At 73.7% G+C, this 12,312-nt stretch carries 10 protein-coding genes; 2 read left to right on the top strand and 8 right to left on the bottom strand.

The features are described from left to right. Positions 1 to 15 precede the first annotated feature (15 nt). From narI to IR158_RS11070, 6 genes are all read right to left on the bottom strand, one after another. The gene (gene narI / locus IR158_RS11095; protein WP_291812938.1) at positions 16 to 774 is read right to left on the bottom strand and encodes a respiratory nitrate reductase subunit gamma; all 759 of its coding nucleotides are present in this window, start codon (positions 772 to 774) and stop codon (positions 16 to 18) included. Continuing rightward, a complete protein-coding gene (gene narJ, locus IR158_RS11090; RefSeq protein ID WP_291812936.1) occupies positions 771 to 1,448 on the bottom strand; it encodes a nitrate reductase molybdenum cofactor assembly chaperone in 678 nt (225 codons plus the stop codon). Before narJ ends, narI begins: the two co-directional genes overlap by 4 nt. Continuing rightward, a complete protein-coding gene (gene narH, locus IR158_RS11085; protein ID WP_291812934.1) occupies positions 1,445 to 3,253 on the bottom strand; it encodes a nitrate reductase subunit beta in 1,809 nt (602 codons plus the stop codon). Before narH ends, narJ begins: the two co-directional genes overlap by 4 nt. Positions 3,254 to 3,308: 55 nt before the next feature. After that, the gene (locus tag IR158_RS11080) at positions 3,309 to 7,067 is read right to left on the bottom strand and encodes a nitrate reductase subunit alpha (protein ID WP_291812931.1); all 3,759 of its coding nucleotides are present in this window, start codon (positions 7,065 to 7,067) and stop codon (positions 3,309 to 3,311) included. Positions 7,068 to 7,119: 52 nt separating this feature from the next. Then, complete coding sequence (locus tag IR158_RS11075) at positions 7,120 to 8,379, bottom strand: nitrate/nitrite transporter (RefSeq protein ID WP_291812929.1); 1,260 nt, start codon at positions 8,377 to 8,379, stop codon at positions 7,120 to 7,122. 160 nt (positions 8,380 to 8,539) lie between these two features. Continuing rightward, on the bottom strand, positions 8,540 to 9,238 hold the full coding sequence (locus tag IR158_RS11070) for an EamA family transporter (protein WP_366928430.1): 699 nt from the start codon (positions 9,236 to 9,238) through the stop codon (positions 8,540 to 8,542). 416 nt (positions 9,239 to 9,654) lie between these two features. Here IR158_RS11070 and IR158_RS11065 point away from each other — a divergent pair, with 416 nt between their 5' ends. After that, positions 9,655 to 10,707: a serine hydrolase gene (locus IR158_RS11065; protein WP_291812925.1), complete on the top strand. Its 1,053-nt coding sequence runs from the start codon at positions 9,655 to 9,657 to the stop codon at positions 10,705 to 10,707. Further along, a complete protein-coding gene (locus IR158_RS11060; protein WP_291812923.1) occupies positions 10,704 to 11,213 on the top strand; it encodes a DUF3995 domain-containing protein in 510 nt (169 codons plus the stop codon). Before IR158_RS11065 ends, IR158_RS11060 begins: the two co-directional genes overlap by 4 nt. 49 nt (positions 11,214 to 11,262) lie before the next feature. Here the strand turns inward: IR158_RS11060 and IR158_RS11055 are convergent, their stop codons facing one another. Continuing rightward, complete coding sequence (locus tag IR158_RS11055; protein WP_291812921.1) at positions 11,263 to 11,652, bottom strand: metalloregulator ArsR/SmtB family transcription factor; 390 nt, start codon at positions 11,650 to 11,652, stop codon at positions 11,263 to 11,265. Further along, positions 11,649 to 12,296, bottom strand: a complete 648-nt coding sequence (locus IR158_RS11050) for an SRPBCC family protein (protein ID WP_291812919.1) — start codon at positions 12,294 to 12,296, stop codon at positions 11,649 to 11,651. Before IR158_RS11050 ends, IR158_RS11055 begins: the two co-directional genes overlap by 4 nt. Positions 12,297 to 12,312: the final 16 nt, after the last annotated feature.

The raw sequence follows: 12,312 nt of genomic DNA, 5'->3' as shown, positions 1-12,312 counted from the left end.
GGGCGTCGGGCACCCTCAGCGGCGCGACGGCTCCTCGCGCCCTACCTGGTCCCAGCCGCGCCGCGCCGGCCGGGTGCCGAAGCGGTCGGTCCGCGCGCGGTACACGACGTACGGCCGCCACAGGTACCCGACGGGTGCGCTGAACACGTGCACGAGCCGCGTGAACGGCCACAGCGCGAACAGCAGCATCGCGGCCATGCCGTGCAGCTGGAACCCGAGGGGGGCCTCGGCCATGAGCTCGGGGTACAGGTCGAACCGGAAGATGCCGCGGAACCACACCGAGACGCCCTCGCGGTAGTCGTACCCGCCGCCGAGGTTGAGGATCGACCCGCTGACCGTGTTCCACATCCCCAGGAAGATGACGACGGCCAGCATGAGGTACATGAGCTTGTCCATGCGGGTCGTGGCACGGAACACCGGCCCGACGGTCCGCCGGCGGTAGATCAGCAGCACCAGCCCGACGACGGTGCAGAACCCCGCGACGGAGCCGATGGACACGGCGAGGAAGTGGTACGCCGCGTCGCTCATCCCGACGGCCTCCGTCCACGACTGCGGGATGCCCAGACCCATCACGTGCCCGAGGAACACCGCGAGGATCCCGAAGTGGAACAGCGGGCTGGCCCAGCGCAGCAGCCGGCTCTCGTACAGCTGCGACGAGCGCGTCGTCCACCCGAACTTGTCGTACCGGTACCGCCACACGTGCCCCAGCACGAAGATCGCGAGGCACACGTACGGGACGACGACCCACAGCAGGGTGTCGGTGGTCGTGGTCATCGGCGGGCTCCCGGGTCGGTGGCGAACGACGGCGGCGCGAACGGCTCGAGACCGACCTCCTCGCCGGGCGGCCCCTCGGCCGCCAGCCGGGCGACGGCCTCGCGGTCGTCGCCGTCCAGCGGCGGGAGGGTCGCGCACACGGCCACGAGCGCACCGGACCACGGGGAGTCGGCGTCCAGCAGCGCGAGCCGCAGCAGCTCGAGACCCGCGCGGTGCGCCAGCAGCAGGCGCAGCCCCGACTCCTGCGCGGCGGAGTCGCCGGTGGACGCGAACTCGAGGACCACGGCGACGTGGTCCGGCAGCTCGTCGGCCGCGAGCTCGAAGCCCGCGGCGCGGTACGCCTGCTTGTACTCGACGAGCGCGACGCCACGCTTGCGGGTGTCGCCGTAGGAGTAGTAGCTCAGGTACGGCGAGCGGCGACGGGCGAGGTCGAACGTCCTGACGTACTCGGCCGCGAGCTCGGTCGGGCCGTGCGCGTCGAGGTGGTCGAGGACCTGCTCGAGCGGCGCACGCAGGTGCCCGGGGAGCGTGGCGACGGCGACGCGCAGGTCCGGGAGCATCGCCAGCAGCTCCGGGCCCGGGTAGTCGAGGACGAGCGCGGCGACGCGGTGGGCGACGGCCGTCTCACGGGTCGCCGCGTGGTGCGCCGCGGTGCGACGCGCGAACCGCCTCACGGCCGGTCCCCCGCCGCGGGCGCGTCCGGGGGGTCGTCGGCCACCGGCGTCGTGCCGGCCCCCGTCGGCCCGGGGACGCTGCCACCCGCGGGCCGCGGCTGCACCACGGCGGCCGGGTCGTCGCTCTCGGGCTCCCGCAGGTGGGCGCCGTCCGGGCCGGCCTTGGGCGGGAACATCCCGGCCGGGGCGCTCTTGCCGTCCCAGTTGAGCAGGTTCACGCGCGCCTTGCGGCTCTCGGGCTCGGCGACGGTGTCGGTCGTCTGGCGCTGCTGCAGCATGTGGAAGTTCTCGACCGCGAGGGGGTCCTGGCCGCCGGAGCCCTCCCCGAAGGGCCCGGAGCCGCCCATGCCGGGCCCGCCGTCGTAGTCGAGGCTGCACTCGGTGGCCAGCTCCTCCAGGCCGTGCGCCTGCTCCGCGTGCGTCGCCGGGATGACGTACCGCTCGTCGTACTTGGCGAGCGCGAGCAGCCGGTACATCTCGTACATCGTCGCCTCGTCCATGCCCACGGACCGCGGGATGCCCGGGTCGCCCGCGCGGCCCATGTTGAGGTCGCGCATGTACGAGCGCATCGCCGCGAGGCGCTTGAGCACCGCCGTGACCGGCGCGGTGTCACCCGCGGTGAACAGCTCGGCGAGGTACTCCACCGGGATGCGGAGCGTGTCGATGGCGGCGAACAGGTGGGAGGAGTCCTCGCTGTCGACACCGGTCTCCTGCACCACGTCCACGACGGGCGACAGCGGCGGGATGTACCAGACCATCGGCAGCGTGCGGTACTCGGGGTGCAGCGGCAGCGCGACCTCGTACGTGCTGATGAGCGACCAGATCGGTGAGCGCTGCGCCGCCTGCACCCAGTCGTGCGGGATGCCCGCGCGCTCGGCCTCGCGCTGGACCTGCGGGTCGTCCGGGTCGAGGAAGACGGCGCGCTGGGAGGCGAGCAGCTCGCGCTCGTCGGTCACGGACGCGGCGGCGAGCACCTTGTCCGCGTCGTACAGGACGAGGCCGATGTACCGCAGCCGCCCGACGCACGTCTCCGAGCAGACCGTCGGCAGGCCGACCTCGATGCGCGGGAAGCAGAACGTGCACTTCTCGGCCTTGCCCGTCTTGTGGTTGAAGTAGACCTTCTTGTACGGGCAGCCCGTCACGCACTTGCGCCAGCCGCGGCACGCGTCCTGGTCCACCAGGACGATGCCGTCCTCCTCGCGCTTGTAGATCGCCCCCGACGGGCACGACGCGGCGCACGACGGGTTGAGGCAGTGCTCGCAGATGCGCGGCAGGTAGAACATGAAGGTCTGCTCGAACTCGAGCTTCACCTTGTCCGACACGCGCTGCAGGATCGGGTCGGCGGTCGCCAGCTCGGGTGCGCCACCCAGGTCGTCGTCCCAGTTGGCGCTCCACCCGACCTGCATGTCCTTGCCGCTGAGCAGGGACTTCGGCCGCGCGACGGGCGTGTGCTCCTGCAGCGGCGCGTTGGTCAGGCTCTCGTAGTCGTACGTCCACGGCTCGTAGTACTCGTCGATGGACGGCTGCTTGGGGCTCGCGAAGATCGTCAGCAGGTTCTTCAGCCGGCCCCCGGCCTTGAGCTGCAGGCGACCGCGCTTGTTGAGGGTCCAGCCGCCCTCCCACTTCTCCTGGTCCTCGTACGTCCGCGGGTAGCCCTGGCCGGGGCGCGTCTCGACGTTGTTGAACCAGACGTACTCGGTGCCGGTGCGGTTGGTCCACGCCTGCTTGCAGGTCACCGAGCAGGTGTGGCACCCGATGCACTTGTCGAGGTTCATGACCATCGCCATCTGGGCCATCACCCTCATGTCGTCACGCTCCGCACCGCGCTCGTCCCTCGCCCCGTACGTCGCCGTTCCTGCATCAGTACTCCACCTCCTGCGACCGGCGACGGACGACCGTGACCTCGTCGCGCTGGTTGCCCGTGGGACCCAGGTAGTTGAAGGCGTACGCGAGCTGCGCGTACCCGCCGATGAGGTGGCTCGGCTTGATGAGCAGCCGGGTCAGGGAGTTGTGGATGCCCCCGCGTCGCCCGGTCCTCTCGGACCGCGGCACGTCGATCAGCCGGTCCTGCGCGTGGTACATGTACACCGTCCCCTCGGGCATGCGGTGCGACACGATCGCGCGCGCGACCACGACCCCGTTGCGGTTCACGGCCTCGACCCAGTCGTTGTCGCGGATGCCGACCTTGGCCGCGTCGCGGTCGCTCATCCAGATCGCCGGGCCGCCGCGCGAGAGCGACAGCATGAACAGGTTGTCCTGGTACTCGGAGTGGATGGACCACTTGTTGTGCGGGGTCAGGTAGCGGACCGTCACGCCGAGGCCCGCGGCCCCGTCCACCTCCCCGACGTGGCCCAGCGCGTTCTCGGCGAACAGCGCCTGCATGTTCAGCGGCGGCCGGAACACCGGCAGGCCCTCACCGAGCTCGGTCATCCAGTCGTGGTCGAGGTAGAAGTGCTGCCGGCCCGTCAGGGTGTGCCACGGCTTGAGCCGCTCGACGTTGACGGTGAACGGCGAGTACCGCCGGCCGCCGTGCTCGGTGCCGGACCACTCGGGCGACGTGATGACGGTCGTCGGCGCGGCCTGCGTGTCCGCGAACGTGATCTGCTTGCCCTCGTGCTCGGCCGCCAGGTCCGCCATCCGCGTGCCCGTGCGCTTCTCGAGCGTGTGGAAGCCCTGCACGGCGAGCCGGCCGTTGGTCGTGCCGGACAGCGCGAGGATCGCCTCGCACGCGTGCACGTCGCGGGACAGCAGCGGGCGGCCGTCCGCGACGGCGCCCGGTGCCCCGGCCGGGATGCGCGCGACCCCGTTCTTGCGCCGCAGGTACTCGACCTCCTCCCCCACGTCGAACGTCACGCCCTTGGTCGTCAGACCCTGGGTGTCGGGGATCGGCCCGAGCGTCGCGAGCTTCGCGGCGACGGCCGGGTAGTCGCGCTCGACGACCGCGAGCTTCGGCATCGTGCGGCCCGGGACCGGGTCGCACTCGCCCGCCTTCCAGTCCCGCACGCGGCCGTGCGGGTTCGCCATCGCGTCGGGGTTGTCGTGCGTCAGCGGCACCGCGACGACGTCCTGGCGCACCCCGAGGTGCGTCACCGACTGCCGCGAGAACTCCCGGGCGATGGTGTGGAAGATCTCGAAGTCCGTGCGCGTCTGCCACGGCGGGGCGATGGCCGGGCTGAACGAGTTCACGAACGGGTGCATGTCCGTGGTGTTGAGGTCGTGCTTCTCGTACCAGGTCGCCGCGGGCAGGACGACGTCGGAGTAGACGGTCGTGCTCGTCATGCGGAAGTCCAAGGACAGGAGCATGTCGAGCTTTCCCTCCGGCGCCTCGTCGTGCCAGACGACGTCCCGGGGCCGCGCGTCCGGCGGAGCCTGCGTCGCCAGCAGGTTCGAGTCCGTCCCCAGCAGGTGGTGCAGGAAGTACTCGTCGCCCTTGCCCGACGAGCCGAGCAGGTTGGCGCGCCAGACCGTCAGGACGCGCGGGAAGTTCTCCGGGGCGTCGGGGTCCTCGGCCGCGAACCGCAGGCGGCCCTCGGTCAGCTCGCGCGGCACGTACTCGCCCACCGGCAGACCCGCCGCCTCGGCGTCCGCCGCCAGGTCCAGGGGGTTGCGGTCGAACGTCGGGTACGACGGCATCCAGCCCATGCGCGCGGACTTCGCGATGACGTCGGCCGTCGTCAGCCCCGCGAACGCGCCGCCCGTGCCGGGGGTCGCGGCCGTCAGGGTGTCCGCGCTGAAGGGGTCGTACCGGAACTGGTCGGTGTGCAGGTACCAGTACGCGGTCTGGATCATGGTGCGCGGCGGACGCGCCCAGTCGTTCGCGGTCGAGTACATCTGCTGCCCGGTGCTGGGCCGGACCTTCTCCTGGCCGACGTAGTGCGCCCAGCCGCCGCCGTTGACGCCCTGGCAGCCGGTGAGCGTCGTGAGCGTGAGGAACGTGCGGTAGATCGTGTCGGAGTGGAACCAGTGGTTGGTACCCGCGCCCATGAGGATCATCGACCGGCCGCGCGACTCCTCGGCGTTGGCGGCGAACTCGCGCCCGATCCGCTCCGCCTTGGCGGCCGGCACACCCGTGAACTGCTCCTGCCACGCCGGCGTCCCGGGCTGCGACGCGTCGTCGTACCCCGTCGGCCACTCCCCCGGCAGGCCGTCGCGCCCCACGCCGTACTGCGCGAGCAGCAGGTCCAGGACGGTCGTCACCAGCAGGTCCCCCACGCGCCGGACCGGCACGCCGCGCCGGGTGACCGCGGCCGTGCCGTCGAGCGAGTCGAAGCGCGGCAGCTCCACCAGCACCGACTCGCCGCGCCCGGCCTCGCCGATCACCGCGCCGCCCGCGCTGAGCAGCGGCTCCACGTCCCCCAGGTCGAGGTTCCAGTGCCCGACGCCGTCGTCGCCGAAACGGTGGCCGAGGGTCCCGCCGGGCACCACCGGCCGGTCGGTGCGCGCGTCGAGCAGGACAGTCTTGAACGCCGCGTTGTCGCTGAGCGCCTCCGCACCCGGCAGGTCCTCCGCCGTCAGGAACTTGCCCGGCACGTACCGGCCGTCGCGCTCCTCCAGACGCACCAGGAACGGCAGGTCCGTGTACCGCCGGACGTAGTCGGCGAAGTACGGCACCTGCCGGTCGACGAAGAACTCCTTGAGCGTCACGTGCCCCATCGCCATCGCGAGCGCGCCGTCCGTGCCGGGCGCGACCGCGAGCCACTCGTCGGCGAACTTCACGTTGTCCGCGTAGTCGGGGCTGACCGCGACCACCTTCTGGCCGCGGTAGCGCGCCTCGGCCATCCAGTGCGCATCGGGCGTGCGCGTCACCGGCAGGTTCGAGCCCCACATGATGAGGTACCCGGCGTCCCACCAGTCGCCCGACTCCGGGACGTCCGTCTGGTCCCCGAAGACCTGCGGGGAGGCGACGGGCAGGTCGGCGTACCAGTCGTAGAACGACAGCATCGGGGCGCCGATGAGCGAGTGGTACCGCGCGCCGGCGCCGTGCGACACCATCGACATGGCGGGGATCGGCGAGAAGCCCGCGACCCGGTCCGGCCCGTACCGCTTGATGGTGTGGACCTGCGCGGCGGCCACCATCTCGACCGCCTCGTCCCACGTCGCGCGCACCAGGCCGCCCTTGCCGCGGGCGCGCTTGTAGCGCCGCGCCCGGACCGGGTCGTCCACGACGTCCGCCCACGCGAGCACCGGGTCCCCCAGGCGCGCCCGCGCCTCGCGGTACATCTCGAGCAGCACGCCGCGCACGTACGGGTAGCGCACCCGCGTCGGCGAGTACGTGTACCAGCTGAACGCCGCGCCGCGCGGGCAGCCCCGCGGCTCGTACTCCGGGGAGTCCGGCCCGACCGTCGGGTAGTCGGTCTGCTGCGACTCCCACGTGATGATGCCGTCCTTGACGTACACCTTCCACGAGCACGAGCCCGTGCAGTTGACGCCGTGGGTCGAGCGGACGACCTTGTCGTGGCTCCACCGGTCCCGGTAGAACGTGTCGGCGTCGCGCCCGCCGATCTGGTGCAGCGTCCGCAGGTCCTGCGAGACCTCCGCCTTCTGGAAGAACCGCCGCGTCCGCAGCAGGGCCTCCGTCACGTCGCCGTCGAGCCGGGGCGGGTCGTTCTGCAGGGTCACGGTGCGAGGTCCTTCCGGGTGGTCGGGTCCTGCGGGGCGTGCGACGTGCGGGTCAGGCCGGGGCGCGCCCCGCGCGTGCGGAGCGGCGGACGGGACCGCGCGTGAACCACGCGGTGAGCACCCCGACGACGGCCAGCAGGGCCAGGCCGATGGTGTAGTGGCCGGTCCTGTCGTAGACCGCGCCCATGATCAGCGGCGGCACGAACCCGCCGAGGCCGCCCGCGGCGCCGACGAGCCCGGTCACCGCACCGACCTTCTCGGCCGGGGCCAGGAGCGCGACCAGGCCGAACACCGCCCCCGAGGACGCGCCCAGCAGGGCCGCGAGACCGAGGAAAGCGATCGTGCCGATCGGCATCAGCGGCAGCTCGACCGCCGCGACCGCCGCGAGCACGGCCACACCCAGGAAGCACACGACGAGCACCCGGGTCGCGTCGTACCGGTCCGTCAGCCCGCCGCCCACGGGCCGCATGAGCACCGCCAGGACCACGAACCCGGCCGTGCGCAGCGCCGCGTCCTCCTGCGTGAGGCCGTACGCGTTCGTCAGGTAGGTCGGCAGGTAGACGCTGAACGCGACGAACCCGCCGAAGCCCACGGCGTACAGCACCGAGAGCTGACCCGTCGCGGGCAGCTTCGCGGTCGCCCACGTCCGCGCGAGGAACGAGCCCTGCGCCGGCGCCCGCCCCGGGGCGTCGCGCACCAGCAGCACCGCCAGCACCGCGTACGCCGTCAGGACGCACGCGACGATGACGAACGGCGCCTCCGGGCCCACGGCGTTGGTGAGCCGGACCGTCGTGAACGACGAGACCGCCGTGCCGCCCATGCCGAGGCCGAAGATGCCCAGCGCGATGCCGCGCCGCGACGGGGGGTACCAGGCGTTGACCAGCGGGACACCGATCGCGAAGGCCGTGCCGCCCAGCCCCAGGAAGAACCCGCCGACGACCATCGCCACGAAGCTCTCCGCGACGAACCCGACGTACAGCACCGGCAGGACCGTCAGGATGCTGACCACCGGGAACATGACGCGCGCACCGACGCGGTCCGTGAGCGCACCCACCGGGATACGCCCCAGCGACCCCACGATCACCGGCACCGCGACGAGCGCCGACTGCTGGAAGCCCGTCAGGTCGAGCCGCTCGCCGTACGCCGAGCCCAGCGGGCTGATGAGCGCCCACGCCCAGAAGTTGACGAAGAAGCCGACCGTCGCCAGCACGAGGTTGCGGGTGGAGCCGGTCGGCGCGGTGCCCGGCGGCGCGGGCGCGGGGGGCGGGACGTGCGCTGCCGTGCCCGCACGCGCGTCGTCAGGTCGGATCACTGGGCGCCCCCGCTCAGACCGCATCGTCTGCATCCCGCTCCGCCGAAAGTAGCACCGCCGTCACGAGTGCGACATCGGCGGAGGATCCGGGCACCGGGCGCGGTCCGACGTGTGCCCGCCCTGGTCGACGCGCCACCCGGGAGGGGTGAGCGCCGTGCCGTCAGACCAGGGCCGCGGGCTGACGCGGCCGGGCCCCGACCGCGAGGAAGACCAGACCGACCGCCAGCACGAGCAGCCCTGCCACGGCACCGCCCGACAGCCGCTCACCGAGCACCGCCAGACCGAGCACCGTCGCGGTCAGCGGCTCCGCGAGGGTGAGCGTCGCGACCGTCGGCGCCCCGAGCCGCGCGAGCCCGTACCCGAACAGCACGTAGGCCGCGGTCGTCGTGACGAGCCCCAGCCACAGCACCGTCGCGAGCCCCGCGGGCGACGTCAGACCGCCCGTGCCGACAACGGCGAGCACGCCCAGGCTGAGCACGCCCGCGACGCCGAACATCGCGCCCATGCTGGTCGTGGACGTCCAGCCGGTGTCGATGAGGGCCGCCCCGGCGAGCGTGTACAGCGCGTACGCGGCGCCGGCGCCGAGCGACGCGAGGACGCCCACGGGGTCGAGCCCACCGGTCGCCGCGGCCGGGTCGCCGGGTGCCAGCCCCAGGACGACCACCCCGGTGGTGGCCAGCGCGGTCGCGACGAGCCACGACCGTCCGGGGCGTCCACGACCCAGCGCCCACGTCGCGAGGCCGGTCAGCACCGGCGCCGACCCGAGCGCGACGACCGTGCCGACCGCGACGCCGTTGCGCGCCGTCCCGAGGAAGAACGCCGGCTGGTACGCGAGCACCCCGAGCGCCCCCAACCCCACCCCCCACCCCCACCCCCGGGCGCGAGAGTGCAATCCAGCCACCCCCCACCCCCGGCCCCACCCCCACCCCCGGGCGCGAGAGTGCAATCCAGCAACCCCCCACCCCCACCCCCGGGCGCGAGAGTGCAATTCAGCAACCCGCGCCTCAGGGCGGGCGCGCGCGACGAGCGCCGCGACGACCGCCAGCGCGATCCCCCCGACCGCGATGCGTGCCGCCCCGAGCGCGACCGGGTCGGCCGACGGCCCCAGCGCCTGCGCGGTCCCGGTCGTGCCGAAGCACACGGCCGCGAGCAGGACGGCGAGGATCGCGGGCACGCCAGATGGTCGCACGGGCGCGGCGCGAGGCTCGTGCCTCGGCTGCGGCGCGCCCGGCAATCCCCTGGGCCACCCGGCCGGCCATGGGTAGCGTCGCGGGCATGGGTGACGACGACGCGCTGCGGAAGGTCGCCGACGAGGCGTTCGCGACGGTCGCGGCCGAGGCGGACGAGCACGTCGGCGTCGTCGCTCGCGTGACGCGGGACGCGCCCGGCGCGCTGCCCGGGTCCGGGACGGGCGAGGTGCTGCTCGACGCCGCGTGGGGGCTGGCCGACCGGCGCCACGGACTGGCGATGACGCCCCGGCACCGGTTCGCGACGGCGAGCGGCTGCAAGGGGTTCACCGCGCTGGCGGTCCTGTCGCTCGTCGCCGACGGGACGCTCGACCTGACCACGACGGCCCGCTCGCTGCTGCACGACGACCTGCCGCTCGTCGACGACGCGGTCACGGTCGAGCACCTGCTGAGCCACCGGTCCGGCATCGGGGAGTACCTGGACGACGACGCCGACGTCAGCGAGTACCTCATGCCCGTGCCGGTGCACGCCCTGGTCGACCCGGAGGACTACCTGCCGATCCTCGACGGGCACCCGCAGGCCTTCGCGCCGGGCAGCGCGTTCGCGTACTGCAACGGCGGGTTCGTGGTGCTGTCGGTCCTGGCGCAGCGGGCGGCGGGCGTGCCGTTCCACGAGCTCGTCCGCACGCGTGTGCTGGAGCCCGCCGGCACGACGTCCACGGGCTACCCGCGCTCGGACGCGCTGCCGGGCGACGCCGCGGTGGGGTACGTGCGCGTCGGCGGGCAGTGGCGCAGCAACGTGCACCACCTGCCGGTCGTCGGCGGCGGGGACGGCGGCGCGTACACGACGACGCTCGACATGGAGCGGTTCTGGGGCGCCCTGCTCGGCGGGCGGATCGTGCCGCAGGAGCTGGTCGCGCGCATGCGGCGCGCTCCCGAGGGCGCGGGCGACGGGGACGGCTACGGCCTGGGGCTCTGGCTCCGCGACCACGACGCCGTGGCCCTGGAGGGCATGGACACGGGGGTGTCGTTCTGGTCGACGCACGAGCCGGCGACGGGCCTGACGTGGACGGTCGCGGGGACGACGGCCGACGCGGCGTGGCCGGTGGTGCGGGCGCTGCGGGAGGTGCTGGAGGGGTGAGGCGCGGTGCCGGGCGGCGTGGGATGCGGACGTGGGTGCCACCGGCCTGGGTGGCGTGGGGCGCGGTCGTGGCGGCGTTCACCTTCGCGGCGGTGAGCCTGGTGTGGGCGACGGGAAGCACCCTCGGCCTCGACACCCTCGGCGGGTCGGTCGAGCGGTTGGGACGCGAACGGGACGCGGCGCTGCTCACCGCGAACGCGGTCGCTCTCGTGCTCAAGGTCCTCGGCGGGGTGCTGGCGCTGGCGCTCGTGCAGCCGTGGGGTGAGCGGTTGCCGCGGCGCCCGCTGCTGGCCCTCGGCTGGCTCGGGTCCGCTGTGCTCGTCCTCTACGGGACGCTGCAGGTGACGACGCTCGCGCTCGTCGCCGCGGGTCTCGTCGTCCCCGACGAGGCGCTGTCGGACCGGGCGCTGCGGTGGCGGCTGCTGCTGTGGGAGCCCTGGTTCCTGGTGTGGGGGCTGCTGCTGGCCGGGGCGACGCTGCGCAGCCGGCGCCTGCGACGGGCGTGACGCCCGGCAGCGGGCGAGGCAGACCCGTCGTGGCCGTCGCGACGAGCGGTCACGACGCCGACTGCTCGGCCACCGGGTCCGCGGACGAGTCCGTCCGCCGCCCGCGTCGCCGCCCGCGCGCCAGCTCCGTCTCGAGCGCGTCGAGCGGCTGCGCGAACGGGTCGAGGAACCCGGCGAGCCAGTCCTCGACGACGCCCAGCGCCTGGGGCTCCACCCGGTAGAGCCGACGCGGCCCGTCGGCACGCACGACGACGACGCCGGCCTCGCGCAGCACGCGCAGGTGCTGGGACGTCGCCGGCTGGGAGATCCCGAACTCGTCGTGCGCGACGGCGACGAGCTCACCGGCGGAACGCTCGGTGCCGGCGAGGTGCTCGAGGAGCCGGCGGCGCACGGGTTCCGCGAGCGCCGCCAGGACGAGGTCGACGTGTGGCGTGCTCACGCCTCGGGTGCCGCCGTGCCCGTGTAGAACGCGAAGGTCCGCTGCCCGGCCGCCTCGGCGGAGGCGGTCTCGCGTCCGTCGGCGGCGTCGGCGCGCGCCCACCCGGCGGCGGCGTGCCGGATGAAGGCCTGGCCCTCGGGCGTCGTGGGCCACTGCTCGCCGACGTCCCGCGCGATCGCCTCGCCCGTCGCGAGGTGCGCAGCGAGCCCCCACAGCGCGAGGTCCCACCCGACGCCGACCGCCCCGGGGCCGAACTGCTCCCAGAACTGCGGGTCGACGTGCATGTCGTGCCGCAGCGTCAGCTCCGTGCCGCCGTCCGCCGGTGCGAGGAGGAGCTCGACCCAGCTGACCTGGTCACCCATCTCCCAGGTGAGCGAGAACCGCTCGGGCTGTCGGCACTCCTCGACGACGCCGCCGGCGTTGCCCTCGACCTGGTATCGGCCCCCCTCGCGCAGGTCACCGGCGACCGGCGCGAACCAGCGCGGCAGCCGCTGCGGGTCGGTGAGGGCGTCCCACACGTCGTCCGGGGCGGCGCGGTAGAGACGCCGGGCGACCGCGATCTTGGTGGGGGTGCCGCCACGCTCGCCGCGGTGCAGCTCCCGCGCGACCAGCCCTGCCTGCTCCAGTGCGTCGACGCCGGCCATCGCTCCTCCGTCCGCC

It is taken from the genome of Cellulomonas sp., from assembly GCF_015234515.1.
Lineage (GTDB): Bacteria > Actinomycetota > Actinomycetes > Actinomycetales > Cellulomonadaceae > Cellulomonas.
This window is presented reverse-complemented; position numbering and strand designations above follow the sequence as displayed.